This is a genomic window from Okeania sp. SIO2F4 (assembly GCF_010672385.1).
Lineage (GTDB): Bacteria > Cyanobacteriota > Cyanobacteriia > Cyanobacteriales > Microcoleaceae > Trichodesmium.
Genome location: NZ_JAAHGT010000096.1, coordinates 1 through 16,899, shown reverse-complemented (window position 1 = coordinate 16,899; position 16,899 = coordinate 1). Strand labels below are relative to the sequence as shown.

At 39.5% G+C, this 16,899-nt stretch carries 16 protein-coding genes; 14 read left to right on the top strand and 2 right to left on the bottom strand.

Features of this window, described 5'->3' with window-relative positions; genetic code table 11:
* Positions 1-543: 543 nt before the first annotated feature.
* From F6K22_RS08955 to F6K22_RS08940, 4 genes are all read left to right on the top strand, one after another.
* Positions 544-1,188 carry a class I SAM-dependent DNA methyltransferase gene (locus tag F6K22_RS08955; RefSeq protein WP_293096049.1) on the top strand — a complete coding sequence of 215 codons (645 nt, stop codon included), beginning with the start codon at positions 544-546 and terminating at the stop codon, positions 1,186-1,188.
* Positions 1,189-1,318: 130 nt separating this feature from the next.
* A complete protein-coding gene (locus F6K22_RS08950; RefSeq protein ID WP_293096061.1) occupies positions 1,319-3,673 on the top strand; it encodes an amino acid adenylation domain-containing protein in 2,355 nt (784 codons plus the stop codon).
* Positions 3,597-4,448, top strand: a complete 852-nt coding sequence (locus tag F6K22_RS08945; protein ID WP_293096046.1) for an aminotransferase class III-fold pyridoxal phosphate-dependent enzyme — start codon at positions 3,597-3,599, stop codon at positions 4,446-4,448. The genes F6K22_RS08950 and F6K22_RS08945 overlap by 77 nt, the downstream gene beginning before the upstream one ends.
* The gene (locus tag F6K22_RS08940; RefSeq protein ID WP_363273165.1) at positions 4,385-5,125 is read left to right on the top strand and encodes a condensation domain-containing protein; all 741 of its coding nucleotides are present in this window, start codon (positions 4,385-4,387) and stop codon (positions 5,123-5,125) included. Before F6K22_RS08945 ends, F6K22_RS08940 begins: the two co-directional genes overlap by 64 nt.
* A 98-nt stretch (positions 5,126-5,223) precedes the next feature.
* Here the strand turns inward: F6K22_RS08940 and F6K22_RS08935 are convergent, their stop codons facing one another.
* Both F6K22_RS08935 and F6K22_RS08930 read right to left on the bottom strand, forming a co-directional pair.
* On the bottom strand, positions 5,224-6,078 hold the full coding sequence (locus F6K22_RS08935) for an RNA-guided endonuclease InsQ/TnpB family protein (protein ID WP_293096055.1): 855 nt from the start codon (positions 6,076-6,078) through the stop codon (positions 5,224-5,226).
* A gap of 21 nt (positions 6,079-6,099) precedes the next feature.
* On the bottom strand, positions 6,100-6,297 hold the full coding sequence (locus tag F6K22_RS08930) for a helix-turn-helix domain-containing protein (RefSeq protein WP_293096043.1): 198 nt from the start codon (positions 6,295-6,297) through the stop codon (positions 6,100-6,102).
* 27 nt (positions 6,298-6,324) lie between these two features.
* Here F6K22_RS08930 and F6K22_RS08925 point away from each other — a divergent pair, with 27 nt between their 5' ends.
* From F6K22_RS08925 to F6K22_RS08880, 10 genes are all read left to right on the top strand, one after another.
* On the top strand, positions 6,325-6,948 hold the full coding sequence (locus tag F6K22_RS08925) for a condensation domain-containing protein (protein WP_363273163.1): 624 nt from the start codon (positions 6,325-6,327) through the stop codon (positions 6,946-6,948).
* A 422-nt stretch (positions 6,949-7,370) separates the two neighbouring features.
* Positions 7,371-7,811 (top strand): ATP synthase subunit I, encoded by a 441-nt coding sequence (locus F6K22_RS08920; RefSeq protein ID WP_293096041.1) that lies wholly within the window; start codon positions 7,371-7,373, stop codon positions 7,809-7,811.
* Positions 7,812-8,037: 226 nt separating this feature from the next.
* The gene (atpB, locus tag F6K22_RS08915) at positions 8,038-8,784 is read left to right on the top strand and encodes a F0F1 ATP synthase subunit A (RefSeq protein ID WP_293096038.1); all 747 of its coding nucleotides are present in this window, start codon (positions 8,038-8,040) and stop codon (positions 8,782-8,784) included.
* A gap of 371 nt (positions 8,785-9,155) precedes the next feature.
* Positions 9,156-9,401 (top strand): ATP synthase F0 subunit C, encoded by a 246-nt coding sequence (gene atpE, locus F6K22_RS08910; RefSeq protein ID WP_011611801.1) that lies wholly within the window; start codon positions 9,156-9,158, stop codon positions 9,399-9,401.
* A 462-nt stretch (positions 9,402-9,863) separates the two neighbouring features.
* On the top strand, positions 9,864-10,349 hold the full coding sequence (locus tag F6K22_RS08905) for a F0F1 ATP synthase subunit B' (protein WP_293096036.1): 486 nt from the start codon (positions 9,864-9,866) through the stop codon (positions 10,347-10,349).
* A 498-nt stretch (positions 10,350-10,847) separates the two neighbouring features.
* Positions 10,848-11,381, top strand: coding sequence for a F0F1 ATP synthase subunit B (locus tag F6K22_RS08900; protein WP_293096033.1), 534 nt, complete (start codon positions 10,848-10,850; stop codon positions 11,379-11,381).
* Complete coding sequence (gene atpH, locus F6K22_RS08895; protein ID WP_293096030.1) at positions 11,378-11,926, top strand: ATP synthase F1 subunit delta; 549 nt, start codon at positions 11,378-11,380, stop codon at positions 11,924-11,926. Before F6K22_RS08900 ends, atpH begins: the two co-directional genes overlap by 4 nt.
* Before the next feature lie 156 nt (positions 11,927-12,082).
* The gene (atpA, locus tag F6K22_RS08890; RefSeq protein WP_293096027.1) at positions 12,083-13,600 is read left to right on the top strand and encodes a F0F1 ATP synthase subunit alpha; all 1,518 of its coding nucleotides are present in this window, start codon (positions 12,083-12,085) and stop codon (positions 13,598-13,600) included.
* A gap of 325 nt (positions 13,601-13,925) precedes the next feature.
* The gene (locus F6K22_RS08885) at positions 13,926-14,870 is read left to right on the top strand and encodes a F0F1 ATP synthase subunit gamma (protein WP_293096024.1); all 945 of its coding nucleotides are present in this window, start codon (positions 13,926-13,928) and stop codon (positions 14,868-14,870) included.
* A gap of 466 nt (positions 14,871-15,336) precedes the next feature.
* The gene (locus F6K22_RS08880; RefSeq protein WP_293096021.1) at positions 15,337-16,227 is read left to right on the top strand and encodes a shikimate dehydrogenase; all 891 of its coding nucleotides are present in this window, start codon (positions 15,337-15,339) and stop codon (positions 16,225-16,227) included.
* The last annotated feature ends 672 nt before the right edge of the window (positions 16,228-16,899 follow it).

The window sequence follows — 16,899 nt, the reverse complement described above, 5'->3', positions numbered from 1 at the left end:
TTGGAGGCAAGCGTTTGCGCTTCGCAAAGCTTCACTTTACATGTTGCGGAGCAAAACGCGTAGCGTCCCGGAGGGAAAGGAGACCTCGCCATCCCATACTGACGGAATGCTCCGCTTGCCGACCGCTTTTTCCCCTTTATTGGGGAGGCTTTAAAGGGTGAATTATCTAATTATTTAATTGTTTAATTGTTTAATTGTTTCGGTAAAAATAACTAGAAAAATCGCAGAGTTTAGTTAACAATACAATTGCATCAATAAATAGTATTTAGAAATAGAAAATCCAAATATAGCAAAGTTTTTGAGAATTTGTATAAGTAACAATACATTTAAAATTATGTTAAAAAATTATTAAAAATACGACTTATGGTCTATAGAAAATAATAAGGTGGGCGTATGATACAAACACTCATGTAATTAGTCATACCCAACAAAACCATAGCTATTTAGACGGCCGGAATATCTACACAACAATAATATCTAAGTGATATCTAATTTTAACTATCACTTACGCCTTGTTCAAAATCAACCTAAATCTATAAAACTATGAGTCAAGATACCCAAAGTATTAGTTCTAATTGGGCACATACTCTTCCTGTAAATGCCTCGAAAGTAGAGGCAGATTATGACTTTTTAGCAGATGATTACGACGATCTGATCAAGAAATGGGCGTATGATGGCCCCCGAATTGGTGTTGAGTTAGCCAAACAGTTTTTCTCACTTGAAGACTTGATTTTAGATGCTGGTTGTGGTAAAGGACTTACTGGAGAATCTCTGTATAATCAGGGGTTTACTAATATCATGGGTGTTGATATTTCCCAAAAATCCCTCGATAAGGCGACTCAGCGCCAGGTATATCGCGAACTGGTTAAAGCCAACCTGCAAGAACCGCTTTCATGGCCAGACAACACTTTTGATGCCACCTACTGTATTGGAGTGCTCACCTATTTTCCAAATCACTTCCCTTTACTGGAATTTTGCCGTGTAACCCGTCCAGGGGGATGGGTAATCTTTTCACAACGGGTTGATTTATTTGAAGATGGGGGTCACGCCAAAGAATATAATACTATGGAATCCCAAGGATTATGGCAACAAAAATACATTTCTCAGCCAATGGCTTACCTTCCTGGACATTCAGAATATGCCCAGAACATCCTCGTCTATTACCTTGCCTATCAAGTTACTCAATAATTGCATAGATTATCAAGAATTTTTCAATAACTAACCCATGTCTAGATTTGCATCTAACTTGAAAAAGACTGAGATCCCTTGTCTTTGAGGTCAATTTCTTCCTGAGAAAAACAACAGCACTTCACAGCTAATAGATCGGCAAGCAGAACTTAGACCCCAGGCCATAGCTTTATGCCAGGGCAACAATCAACTAAGCTATTCAGAATTGAGAGTACGATCAAATCAACTAGCCCATTTCTTGCAATCTAGAGGATTGGGGCGTGGTAAATTCGTTGGAATTTACATAGATCGCAGTTTGGAAATGGGGATTGGATTGCTAGGTATTATGAAATCTGGAGCTACTTATGTTCCCCTATATCCAAGCTTTCCAGCAGAACGGTTGAAATTTATGATAACTGATGCTGGGATTGAGTATATTGTATCAACCACAAGGTTGGCCTCCGCGATTCCAACGCTTAATGTAGAAGTTCTAAAGTTAGATACATTATATGAACAACTTACTACACTACCAATTGATTCGCCAGAGGTAACGCCCTTACCAGAAGCTCCTGTTTATCTAATCTATACATCTGGCTCCACTGGGAACCCAAAAGGGGTGATGGTACCTCATAGCGCCTTCGTGAACTTCTTACTATCCATGCAGATTTCACCAGGTATTAAAGCTAGCGATCGCCTACTTGCTGTTACCACCATTTCCTTTGATATATCTGGTCTGGAACTCTATCTCCCCTTAATTACTGGTGCGAGTATTCGTTTGCTGACGCGCAGAGAAGCACGCAATGGCAAGATTCTGAATCAACTCACCGAAAGTGGTGAGATCGCGATCATGCAGGCAACACCCACAACCTGGCAAATGATGCTCAATTTACGTTGGCAAGGACATCCTAACCTCAAAGTCCTGGTTGGAGGAGAAGCATTTCCACCAGCATTAGCCAAACGAATGATTGGTAAATGTGCCGAAATTTGGAATATGTATGGTCCAACTGAAACCACAATTTGGTCAACCCTGGCTCCGATTACAGATGCAAAAATCTCAATTGGAGTCCCAATTCACAACACTCGCATCTACATTCTGGATAATAACGAGATCGGTATTGGTGGCAAAGGTTTAGCCTTGGGTTATAAAGATCGCCCCCAGTTGAATGCGGAAAAATTTGTGGATTCGCAAATTGCAGGGGAACGCATTTATCGCACTGGTGACATGGGTCGCATTGATGAGTCTGGAAAATTACATTTCCTGGGTTGCATCGATCATCAAGTGAAGGTGAATGGATTTCGCATTGAAACGGGTGAAATTGAAGCCCATATTGACGAATATGAGGGAGTACAACAATCCCTGGTTACGGTAAAATCCTATAGTTCAGATGACTCCAGGTTAGTTGCCTATGTAGTTCCTCAATTACACGCTACACCGGACATGGTTGGACTTTGGAAACAGGTTTGGACTAACGCACACAGCGATGAATCGGCAGTTTACGATCCAACCTTTAATTACAGTGGCTACAACAATAGCTTCACTGGTAAACCGATGCCTGAAGCCGAAATGCGGGAATGGGGTCAAAATACCCTCAAGCGCATTCGAGCGCTGAATCCCACCCAGGTCTTAGAAGTTGGCTGTGGAACTGGCATCCTGCTTTTTGGTCTTGCCGAAAACATTAGACGTTATGTGGGAACCGATATTTCTCCGGCAGCATTATCCTATATCCGAAAACAGCTAGATCGGGACTCGGAGTTATCCTCCAAGGTAGAATTACATCATCAGTCTGCGCACAATCTACCAAATATGGAGTCTGGAACTTTTGATGTCATAATCATAAATTCAGTGGTGCAATATTTTCCAAGTATTGATTACCTGGAAAATGTCATTAAACAGTTAATTCCATTGCTTTGTTCCCATGGCTCTATTTTTATTGGGGATGTTCGTAACCTTCTGCTCTTGAATAACTTCCACCAAAAACTGTTGTCAACGGCGACATCGGAAACGGTTAACGACCAACAAATCCAGCAGTCTATGAGCAAGGAAGAAGAACTGGTAATTAGCCCGGAATGGTTTTTAGCTTTGAAAAAGGCAATCCCCGCCATTCCTGAAGTCCATATCGTGCCCCGCTTTGGGCACTTTGAAAACGAATTTCCCTGCTATCGCTATGATGTAATTATCTCAATGAATTCCCGTTCTAATCAGATCGTTGAGTGGAACCATTGGATGCAAGAAAACTGGACTAAAACTCGTCTAACACAGATGCTTCAGGAACAAGCAACAGTTCTAGCTTTAGCAGCGGTTCAAAATTCCCTAATTGTTCCAGACAGCGATCGTGCCATTAAACCAGCAGATTGTTTCGATTTAGGTGAAACATACAACTATCGCGTTTACGTTAGTTGGGCAAACAGTGATGAAACCGGGGTGTTTGATGTTGTTTTTTTCAAAAATGATCGGGCACTATGGCAAAGCAGAGAGTCTAGAGGTTATTCGACAGCATCGCCATGAACTGGCTGCAGTGTTGGTAGAGCCTGTTCAAAGCCGACTGTTAAACCTTGCACCTAAAGAGTTTTTGCATGAGCTACGCGCCCTAACCCACTCAGAAGATATTATCCTGATCTTTGATGAAGTAATTATGGGATTTCGGGCGGCGCCTGGTGGTGCTCAGGAATATTTTGGTATTGAAGCCGATATTGCAACCTATGGAAAAGCGGTTGGCGGTGGGATGGCGATCGGGGTCGTAGCTGGAAAAGCCAGGTATATGGATCGCATTGACGGAGGTACTTGGAACTATGGAGACGAATCTTATCCCGAAACGGAACCTACTTATTTTGCCGGTACTTTTTGCAAACATCCTCTAGCAATGTCAGCAGCAAAAGCAGTTCTTCTCCATATTAAGGAACAAGGTGGGGCGTTACAAGCAAAATTGAATGATTCTACAGCGCAACTTGCTCAAGCCTTGAATCACTATTTTCAAACCGAGGGAATCATGCTGCGGGCAGATCAGTTTTCGTCGATTTTTAGGATTGAGTTTCAAAGTATGTTTAGTGAACTCTACCTTCCTATCGAAATGGATCTCTTGTTTTACCTATTGATTCACAAAGGGGTTTATGTTTGGGAAGGTCGTGTCTGTTTTCTTTCAGCAGCTCATACTGACGAAGATATTGAACGCATTATTACTGTGGTTAAAGAGAGCGTTGAAGAGCTACGTTCAGTTGGATATTTTCCATCAAAAACGTCCCCAAAACCAGTTGCTCAAAAAAAAAACGCACTTATCCCCTAACAGAAGAACAGCAACGTCTAGTTGAAATTGCCCAGGATAAACGTGGTTCGACTGCCTATAATGAATCAATTACATTTGAGTTGAGGGGAAGACTGGCTATCGATAGGTTACGGAATGCATTCCAGACTGTTATCCATCGGCACGATGCTCTGAGGACATCCATCGCTGCCGATGGATTCCATCAAATTGTGACGCCAGTCCTGGATATTGAAATTCCTTTGCTGGATTATTCATCTGAAGATGCTCCAGATGAAGCCCTAAATAAGTGGCTTTTAGCAGAAAGTCAACAACCATTCGATCTTTATCAAGAACCTTTAGTTGGAGCAACAATTGTCAAACTTTCTCCAGAGAGATACGCATTTAATATCTGTATTCATCATTTAGTTTCTGATGGATGGTCTCTGGTTGCGATTTTGGAGGAAATTAGTAAGATTTATTCTGGTTGTCTAGATATTCCGCCAATTCAACAATTCACAGATTATTTGCAATGGTATAACCAAGATACCCAAAGCGATACTTTTAAGACATCCGAACTATTTTGGAGTGAACATCTCAGGACGGTATCTCCTTTACGTTTACCTCTGGATTATTCCGAGCCAAAACAACGAACCTACAAAGGTTCCCGCATTAGTATACAGATACCATCTGACTTAACCGTTCTTAGAAACCTACAATAATCTGTTCTATTCCTGCTTCATTCTGGTAACGTCGGCGTTATCCAGTCCACAAGCTGTCACGGTCGAACTGACCGCCATAGCTAGATTTAAACTAGCATTCAAGTCCCTGTCACAGCTAAAATTGCAGTGTTCGCAATTTGATTACGCGCTCTGATAACAACAGAGACTCGCGATTCAGTTCCACACCTACTGCAGGTTTTAGAACTAGGGAACCATCTATCCACAATGGTTAATTTAGAGCCATATAACTCGCACTTGTACTCTAACTGTCTGCGAAACTCGTAAAAACCTATATCAGCAACGGCCTTAGCTACGTTGCATGCAACGTAGCTGTGATTTGCCATCATCCCTGATACATTTAAGTCTTCTATTACTATTTGGCTGTGATTAAGTGCCAAGTAAGTAGTAAGTTTATGCAATGTATCTTTTCTGATATTGGCCATTTTTCTATGCAGTCCAGCTATCTTAAGTTGAGCTTTCTTCCAGTTATTAGACAATTTGGATTTATGTCTGTTTAGGTATTGCTCTCGTGAGAGTTTAGCTTCTAACTCTCTGTAAGGTTTAGCACCTGGAAATACTTCACCAGTGGATAATGTTGCTAAATTTTTAACTCCCAAATCAACACCAACTATATCTACTGATTTCTCAGTAATTTGAGGTATAGTTTCTACCTTGAAACTGATAAACCAACGGTTTGCTTTTCTGCTAATAGTTACAGATTTAGGGGTAACATTATCTGGCAGTATTTCGTATGTTTTAATCCACCCAATCCGAGGTAATTTTATACGATTAAAACCTACTGATATTGAACCATCTAAAGTGAAACCATCATCTCTACCTTTTTTCTTGAATTTAGGCACTCCCGATATTTTAGCAAAACAACGTTTCCAAGCTTCTGATAAGTACCTTAAAGCATATTGGGGGGCACACTTAGAAACTTCGTACCGACCAATAGTTATTAGGTTTAACCATTGCTACCAATAGTTTATGCAAATCAATAGCAGTAGGAAATTTAAGTTTACTCTCAGGATTATTGGAATTGTGCTATACGGATGTTCAATGTCAACCATAGTCCCCAATTCCAGGCGTGCCTTGCAACAAAGCGCGTGTTTAGCTAGTAAGGTTTTCTGCTGATTATTCGGATGTAGTTCAGTTTTAAATCCAAGTAGCATAAAACAGATAATCCCAGATTTTTATAGATAATACCAGATTTTAGCCAACAGTTACTAGCCCTTGCTCTTAAACAACGTTCGATGGCCTGGAATGCTACCCTATTTCACACACTCCTGGGAGCCTATGCTCACCAGATGACCCAGTTTTGCCAGCAAAATACCATCACAATTGGAATTTCTGTAAGTGGCCGTCCAACACATCTGGCCGAACATTTGGTGGGCTACTGTTCACATTTCATTCCCATCTACCTGAAAACTGATGAGAATTCAACCTGGAACCAGCAAGTACAACGAACTAAAGCTGCCCTTAGCCAAGCATTCAAGCATCAAAATGTGCCCTTTGCTCGAATATTAGGCCAACTTCCCCAGGAAAAACAGCAAAACCAGATCCAAGTTACGTTTAACCTTGATATGACGATGGCCATTGATTTAGTGGATCTGCAAGCTCAGATTATTCCTCAGCCCGTAACCTCCGCAAGATATGCAATGGGCCTAAATGTAATTCCTGAACTCGATCGTCTTCATTTTGATTTGGATTACAACACAGATTACTTTAAGGCAGAAACAATGCAAGAATTTCTGGTGAATTTAATAGAGCTACTCCAAGGCGCTCTTACAGATTCAGGACTTACGGATAACCACTATATCTAGTAGGGTCGAAAGTCATTCGCCACTACAAATTGTACTAATAGGACTTAGGCCAGATTTGATATCAAGTCTGTTTAATTGCACATAAAATCTAGGCATTTACAGGATTATGCCTGAAGTGTGTAGGCAGTTGAGTGTGAAATTCTTGACAATACTAGAAATAAGTCAGGACTTACGCAAAATATCAAATCATCCACTATGTGTAGGGGCGATTCGCGAATCACCCCTACTAGATATAGTAGTTATCCCTAAGTCCTGTAAGTAATGAGCGTATCTTATCCTGACTACTGACTATTGACTATTGACTATTGACTAATAACTCCTGTGCTAATAAATAATATATTCAATAAGTTTGCTCCAAGATGGTATTATGACTCTTGGCATATAAAAAAAGCCTACAACCTGTGATTAGTATCTAAACTTTTGTGAATATATCTGATACATCACCAGAAACCATAACTGTTGAAAGTAATACTTCAGAAGTTGGTACTGAAACACCAGAACCCAATCCTTCAATACAAGAGTATTACAAACTGCAACAGGAATTATATGTAATCACCTTGACAATTACAGGTATAATTTTTATCTTTGTCTGGGTTTTTTACTCCCTAAACATTGCTCTTAATTACTTGATAGGAGCAGCGACAAGTGTGGTTTACTTAAGAATGTTGGCTAAAGATGTTGAACGTATTGGCAGAGAAAAAGGAGGTCTGAGTAAAACAAGACTAGCTATGTTTATTGGGTTGATTATAGTAGCAACTCAGTTAAATGAGCTAAAAATTTTACCGATTTTCCTAGGATTTCTGACTTACAAAGCAGCCCTAATAATATATGTACTGCGAACATCGCTGATGCCTAACTCATAGGTATATCAAAAAAAGCGGTCAGCACTCAGCACTCAGCAAGATTATTTCTTTAAAGTTTAGAAGGCGATTTCAATCTCTCCTAAACGATCCTGTACAACAGTTGCAGGGGATTTTAACCCAGTAGGGGCGAATGGCCATTCGCCCCTACAAGCTGAGAGCTGAATGCTAAAAGCTGATAGCTAGTTAATCCACACTTTGACATAAATCGGGAAGCCTGAGAACCAAAATGCTAGATGTTTTAAACACTATTAACTTTTTACCTCTGGCTGAATTGGAAGTTGGCCAGCATTTTTACTGGGAACTAGGTAGTCTCAAAATACATGGGCAAATTATACTCACATCCTGGTTTGTAATTGCCCTGATACTTTTGGCTGCTTTTTTAGCCTCACTAAATGTGCAGCGAATTCCTAGTGGGATGCAAAATTTCATGGAATCTGTCCTGGAATTTATCCGCAGTCTCACAAAAGACCAGATTGGTGAAAAAGATTATCGCCCTTGGGTACCATTTGTTGGTACGTTGTTCTTATTTATATTTGTGTCAAACTGGTCAGGAGCATTAGTTCCTTGGAAAGTAATAGAACTACCTTCAGGAGAACTAGCTGCCCCTACAAGTGACATTAATACAACAGTTGCATTAGCACTACTGACTTCCATCGCATATTTTTATGCAGGTATCAGCAAAAAAGGCTTAGGATATTTTGCTGGTTATGCCGAGCCAGTACCTTTTATGGTCCCATTTAAGATCATAGAAGATTTTACCAAGCCTCTATCCCTAAGCTTCCGTTTATTTGGTAATATTCTCGCGGATGAATTGGTAGTAGGAGTGCTAGTTCTACTAGTACCTTTATTTATCCCTCTACCACTAATGGTTTTGGGTCTATTCTTAAGTGCTATTCAGGCACTAATTTTTGCGACCCTAGCTGCTAACTACATCGGAGAAGCATTAGAAGAACACGGTGAACATCACGATTAAGAGAATAAGTAGGCAGTAGAAAAAAAACTTGCTAAAAAAAAAACTCAAAATCTGGTATTCTAAGCTGTTAGTGGGATAAAAAGTTACCAGATTCATATAGATTGAAGATGGTAGAGTAAAAAGTCCCTACAAAAAGAAGAATCCAGGGTGTCAGAACCCCTGGAGATGTCAAAAGTAAAATTCAGAGTTGATCAGTGATGTGAGATAAAAGCAAGAAATTTGAACTGGTTCAGTTTCATACTCCACTTCAATCATCACATAAATTCATCTAAAAGAGTGACCATTGTGTAGTTGATTGCACTACAGTGTAATCAATATATTTCTAATCGTCAAGTTTGTACTTTAAGTTAAACAAAGGAAAGAGAATTATTATGGATCCATTGATTGCTGCTGCTTCCGTTGTTGCTGCTGCTTTAGCTGTAGGTTTAGGTGCTATTGGTCCTGGAATTGGTCAAGGAAATGCAGCAGGTCAAGCTGTAGAAGGTATTGCCCGTCAGCCAGAAGCAGAAGGAAAAATTCGAGGCACATTACTGTTGAGCTTGGCATTTATGGAAGCTTTAACAATTTACGGTCTAGTGGTATCACTGGTGTTGCTATTTGCTAACCCCTTTGCATAAAAACCCCGATCTATAGAAAGTAGGGTTAATCGGCAGTATTAAAATAATTAGACAAAGTTAGACATAACTAGGTATTTATTCTGATATACTAGTTTGATGTCTAACTTGTTAAGGGTATTTCAAGCTGCAGAACTGCTAGGAGTGTCAACAAAAACAAGTACGACTATGGGAAATTGAAGGACAGATAGAATCAATCGGTCCCGAACCTAGTCATCTGTGAACAAAGGAAAACTATGTGTATCAGTAGGTGGAGTTCCCACCGATTTTAAGCCTGTGGAGAGAAAAAGGTTACAGACTGCGGTCAGTGATTCTCGCATTAAGCAGGAAACTAGCTCCAAAACTCAATTCCAAATGCGTTGAGTAAGTTTGGGTAAGTTTAGTAGAACGGATTTTAGATTTTTGATTTTGTATCTCGAAAATTATAAAATCAAAAGCTATGGGAACCACCAAAAATTAGAGAAAATGATAAATTGGACAATTTTACTAGCTGTTGAAGAAGTAGCAGAAAAGGGTGGTTTGTTTGACATAAACGCAACTCTACCCTTAATGGCAATTCAATTTCTACTTCTGGCTTTTGTCTTGGACAAAATTTTTTATAAGCCTCTGGGTAAAGCTATAGATTCTCGTGCAGATTATATTCGCGACAATCAACTAAAGGCAGAAGAACGTTTGGCAAAGGCTAAACAATTAGCTGAACAATACGAGAAAGAGTTAGCAGAAACTCGTAAACAATCTCAAGCGGTTATTGCGACAGCTCAAACAGAAGCTCAGAAAATAGCAGCTACAAAAGTTGCTGAAGCTCAACAAGAAGCACAAGCGAAAAGAGAACAAGCAGCTCAAGAAATAGAACAGCAAAAGCAAACAGCTTTACAACAGTTAGAAGAACAGGTAGACTCTCTCAGTCGCCAAATTCTAGAAAAACTATTAGGACCAGAATTGGTCAGATAGCAACATTTAGAGTTCAGAATTTAGCAATAAAGTTCTAACCCTGGCTTCAACTGCTATAACTAAACTCACTCAACTGGGATTCAACAAAGATGTCCTAGTTATTCCGTGAGAAGGTCATTTCTTGCAGGAAACTAGGTGAGGAAAGAATTTTTAGTATTAAGACAACGGTGGGTCTCATCGTTGCTGCCTGTGGAGGTGTAGACATTAGTCAGCCTGGGAAACAGGAAGCTCCATCCGTGAGGAGGAGAAGCTCCTGCTAAATCAAAGATTATAGCGGGAGAGAACTTCACCAAGATAATTCAAGGCTTTTTATTAATTGATAATGGATAATGAATAATGGATAATTACCTCTAGTTAAAACCTTAACGGAATTCGATATAGAGAAATCTCCTAGCACTTTTTTTCTCCTTAACTGGAGTTGTTTTAAACCGGATTGATTAATTATCAATTATCAATTATCAATTATCCATTGGTAACGGCTGACTATGAAAGAATATCATGTTAAATGTTTTATGGCTAGCCACAGAAGCTAGTGCAGAAGAAGGTTTTGGTCTAAACCTGGATATTTTAGACACAAACCTGATTAATTTAGGAATTCTAATTGCAGTTCTGCTGTATTTTGCGCCAGGTTTCATCGGGAAAATTCTCCGTGAAAGACGCGCCACTATTGAACAGGCAATCACAGAAGCAGAACAGCGTCAAAAACAAGCAGCAGCAGCATTAGCAGAGCAACAACAAAATTTGACCCAAGCTCAAGCAGAAGCAGAAAAAATTCTGGCTACTGCGCAAACAAGGGCGCAGGAAGTCAAGGAAAGAATTGCACTGCAGGCCGAACAAGATGTGGAGCGGATGAAAGCTACTGCTAACCAAGAAATGGATACTGAAAGAGATAAGGCAATTGCTCAACTGCGCTCAATTGTAGCATCCAAAGCATTGGTACAAGTAGAATCTCGACTGAAAGAAACTTTAGATGATAATGCCCAGCAACAATTAATAGATCGTAGCATAGGGTTATTAGGAGGTCAATTATGAGTGTAATTGCTGGTGAAATTGTAGAACCCTACGCAGCAGCTCTAATGTCCTTGGCTAAATCAAAAGAACTGACTGAGAGATTTGCCGAAGATGTGCGTGGCCTGATTAATATCATGGATGAATCCCCAGAATTTAAGCAATTTATGGGAAATCCAGTTCTTAAACCAGAGGACAAAAAAGCAGTGCTACAACGCATGGTGGGAGAACAAGTCGATCCCTTTATGCGTAATTTTTTAATGCTGCTAATTGATAGAGGTCGGATTATTTTTCTAGAGCAGATTGGGAAACAATACCTAGCACTATTGCGGGAACTGAATCAAACTGTTTTAGCAGAAGTGACCTCGACAGTAGAATTGAATGAAGACCAAAAAAATACAGTCCGCGAACGAGTCAAATCAATGACTGGTGCAAGGGAAGTAGAAATCGAAACTAAAATCGACCCAAGTCTACTGGGTGGTGTCATTATCAAAATAGGTTCTCAGATAATTGACTCTAGTCTACAAGGACAACTGCGTCGAATTGGCATCAGCCTTAAAGCAGTATAGAAGAATTTAGAATTTAGAATTCAGAATTCAGAATTTAGAGTTCAGAAGTTAAATTCTTGCTATGAGTATATTTGAGAGGAGCGAGAATGTCGTAACTGCACTGGCAATTGCTCTCGCTCAATTTTTGTAAAATAACTTGACAACAGAAAAAGAAATATGGTATCAATAAGACCCGACGAAATTAGCCAAATTATTCGCGACCAGATAGAACAGTATGAGCAAGATGTAAAAGTATCTAATGTTGGTACTGTTCTCCAAGTTGGTGATGGTATTGCCCGTATTTATGGGCTAGACAAAGTAATGGCTGGAGAACTGGTAGAGTTCGCAGATGGTACTGTAGGTATTGCCCAAAACCTAGAAGAGGATAACGTAGGTGCAGTATTAATGGGTGAAGGTAGAGAAATCCAAGAAGGCTCTGCTGTAACCGCTACAGGTAGAATTGCCCAGGTGCCAGTAGGAGATGCCTTGATTGGCCGGGTGGTTGATGGCCTCGGTCGTCCAATTGACGGTAAAGGAGATATTCAAACCACTGACAGTCGCCTGTTGGAATCACCAGCTCCAGGAATTATCGATCGCCGTTCTGTTCATGAACCTATGCAAACAGGTATTACTGCGATTGACTCCATGATTCCTATTGGTAGAGGTCAGCGAGAACTAATTATCGGTGACAGACAAACCGGTAAAACAGCGATCGCCATTGATACTATCATTAACCAAAAAGGCGAAGATGTTGTTTGTGTATATGTAGCTATTGGTCAAAAAGCTTCTACAGTAGCTCAGGTAGTAGGTACTCTAGAAGAAAAAGGCGCACTGGATTATACGGTTGTAGTTGCAGCTAATGCTAGTGACCCTGCAACTCTACAATACTTAGCTCCTTATACTGGTGCGAGTATTGCCGAATACTTTATGTACAAAGGCAAAGCAACTCTGGTAATCTACGATGACCTCTCCAAGCAAGCTCAAGCTTATCGTCAGGTATCCTTACTACTACGTCGTCCACCAGGTCGCGAAGCATATCCAGGAGACGTATTTTATCTCCACTCCCGTCTCCTAGAAAGAGCTGCTAAACTGAGTGACAAACTCGGTGCAGGTAGTATGACTGCTCTACCAATTATTGAAACTCAAGCAGGTGACGTTTCAGCTTACATCCCCACTAATGTAATTTCTATTACTGACGGTCAAATTTTCTTATCTAGTGACCTATTTAACTCAGGTTTCCGTCCGGCGGTGAATGCTGGTATTTCTGTATCCAGGGTGGGTTCTGCGGCTCAAACTAAAGCAATCAAAAAAGTTGCTGGTAAAATTAAGCTAGAACTAGCTCAGTTTGCTGAATTAGAAGCATTTTCTCAGTTTGCTTCTGACCTGGATAAAGCTACCCAAAACCAACTCGCACGAGGTCAGCGCTTGCGGGAGATTTTGAAACAAGATCAAAACTCACCTCGCCCACTTGATAACCAGGTAGCAGTGATTTATTCTGGTATTAATGGTTACTTGGATGATATTCCCCTTGAGAAGGTGACTAAATTTATTGCTGGTTTACTAGATTACTTGAATAACAGTAAGCCTAAGTTCGGTGAAATTATCAAATCTGAAAAGGTACTTACCGACGAAGCACAAACTCTCTTAAAAGAGGGTATAGCTGAATATAAGCAGACATTTTTGGTGTCAGCTTAGTAAATTAGTTGCTCCTAGGTTATAGATAATTAGTGGTTAGTTGTTAACGATCAACAACAATTAGCCACTGATTATTATTAAATAGATTTACTGAAAAAATACTTGAAAGTAACTCTCTTGCTTATTCAAAGATGAGAAAGTTTAATTTAGTCACCTCGAAAGAATAAGACTTACCCACACCGAACCCAGAAACCCAGTTTTTGTAGATGTCTATTGTTAAAATCAAAGTTTATCTTAGGAAACGGGTTTTTGGGCATAAGTCTGAAAGAATAAATTGAGGCTTTTTCTTCTTACTTCTTACTTTTTTTTCTTTCTACACAAAACAATGCCTAATTTAAAAGCTATTCGCGATCGCATCAAGTCGATCAAAAACACGAAAAAAATTACAGAAGCAATGCGTCTAGTGGCAGCAGCTAAAGTGCGTCGTGCCCAAGAGCAAGTAATTGCTACTCGTCCTTTCGCCGATCGCCTTGCCAGAGTTTTATATGGACTTGCCGAACGTTTACAGTTTGAAAGTGTAGACTTACCCCTACTCCAACAAAGGGAAATTAAAACAGTAGGGTTATTAGTAATTTCTGGAAATCGTGGTTTGTGTGGTAGTTATAATAGCAGTATTATTAAGCGTGCAGAAACTAGGGCGCGTGAACTCACAGAACAAGGAATTGATTATAAGTATATATTGATAGGGCGCAAAGCAATTCAATATTTCCAACGTAGAGAAGCTCCGATTTTAAATACTTATGATAACCCTGAAAAAATCCCAACTGCTGATAACGCTTCAGGGGTTTCTGATGAGATGCTTGCTGGTTTTCTCTCAGGATCGGTAGATAGAGTAGAGTTAATTTATACTAAGTTTATTTCACTAATTAGCTCTAAACCTGTAGTTCAAACTCTCTTACCTCTCGATCCTCAAGGTTTGGAAGTTCAGGATGATGAAATTTTCCGTTTAACTACTAAAGGTGGTGAGCTTGAAGTATCACGAGAAACTGTCTCTGTACCTACTAAAAGTTTACCCCGCGACATGATTTTTGAGCAAGAGCCAACTCAAATTTTAGAAGCTCTCTTGCCATTATTTTTGACTAACCAGTTATTGAGAGCATGGCAAGAGTCATCTGCTAGTGAGTTAGCATGTCGGATGACTGCAATGAGTAATGCTAGTGATAATGCTAGTGAATTAGCTGGTACATTAACTCTTTCTTATAATAAGGCTCGGCAAGCTGCTATTACTCAAGAATTGCTTGAGGTTGTAGGTGGTGCTAATGCTCTGTAGTAATACCGTTTCACGGAAGTCAAAAGTCAAAAGTAAGATTTTATCGGCTCAAAATTTTAACTATACAGTAACTTCAGGAAATGATTTCACATCTAAAGTTTGAATCTATTTGTGACATCCTTAAAGTAAATTGCTGTAATTTAGTTATCAGTTGTCAAAGAATCTTTGTCTTTGTCTAACAATAGCACTAATTTTGAGAATTCTATTGTGAATACGTCTGGGATGACTCAGGCGTATTTTTTCAATTTTTTCTGATTAGATACAGGGGTTCTCGTTGCCTGTGAGGTACGCGGATCGCGGGCAAGACGCCTGCACTAAAATTATTTTAGCATTCACACCTTGTACCTCTTTTGTCCGAAATATGCTGTATCTTCAATAATCAAAAATACAATCAATTATCACCCTAGATACATCAATTCTTTTCCTCTACTCCCTACTCCCTACTCCCTACTCCCTCTTTTGCATTATGATTACAGGTAAAACAAAATTATTAGGAGTCATTGGTTATCCTGTCGAACATTCTCTGTCTCCACTGATGCACAATGCTGCAATTCAAGCAATAAATGATCGACAAAATCAACAAAATTTAATTGATTATGTTTATCTACCTTTCCCTATTAAACCAGAAGATTTAAACACAGCTATTGCTGGATTTTCTGCTATTGGTGTTCATGGTTTTAATATTACTATTCCTCATAAACAAGCAATAATACCACTTTTATCAGAAGTGTCGGATATTGCTCGGGTAGTGGGAGCTGTTAATACTGTTTATCGAACAAATAAAGGATGGGTGGGGACGAATACAGATGTGGCAGGATTTCTTGCTCCACTACAAACCTATAATTGGAATTGGCATCAAAAAGTTGCGGTAATTTTGGGTAATGGTGGTGCTTCTCGTGCAGTTGTAGCTGGTTGCGCTCAGTTAGGTTTTGCAGAGATTCATGTTGTTGGTCGTTCGGAAGATAAATTAACTACTTTTCAACAAAGTTGGGTTAATTCTCCTCTGCCAGTAAATCTGACAATACATAAGTGGGATGAATTGTCAAGCTTAATTGCACAGGCAGATTTGTTAGTTAATACAACTCCTATAGGAATGTACCCCAATATTCAGGAGTCTCCAGTAGATGAAGCTATGTTTGACAACTTGTCTCCAGGAGCAATAGTCTACGATCTAATTTATATTCCTAACCCGACTAAGTTTCTTCAGCAAGCTCAGGTAAGGGGAGCGATCGCTATTGATGGTTTAGAAATGTTGGTTCAACAAGGGGCTACTGCTTTAGAATTATGGTTACAACAGTCTGTACCTGTGGATGTTATGCGTCGTTCTTTGCGTCAACATTTAGGTTTGAGTAAATAGGGCTTGCTGAAAAAGTCTTATGGGTGAGGGTAGGAGTCAGGAGTAATGGGAATTATAAAGTAGGTAGTCAGAAAAATAGTCCCTTAATTTTTCTGCCATAGTTATACTAAATTCAAAAAAGATAGTTACAGTAAAATGATGACAAAACTGTTAGTAGATTTGCTGCCGAAGTCGGGGGGAATAATCAAATTATCCCTTGATAAAAAACAATTTATTATAGCTTAATAACTATTTTTAGTCAATCATGGAACAGTTTTACTCTCAGAAAAAATAAATATTATAAATTCTTACCTCCTGACTCCTGACTCCTGACTCCCCTCCTGGGAGGGGTTAGGGGTGGGTTGACTCCTAAGAACAAAGCCACTGTAGCAATATTTGATGAAATTGGTATTACCCCAAAATGCTGACTTTTTCAGCTCATTCAACTGAAAAGCTGGTACTTTTTCCAGATATAAAATTGCTCAAACTTTTATATATCAATGCTTTGATATTTAATCGGCAAACCCTAATTAATAATTGGAGTAAACCGACATAGCTAATGAATGTGCATTATATCATTAGACCTCTGGTGGAAAAGAGGGAGTAGGGAGTAGGGGCGAAGAGCGAATCGCCCGTACGGGAGTAGGGGGAAAGAATTAATGATTTATGCACTATATTGATTTGATCTTTAAT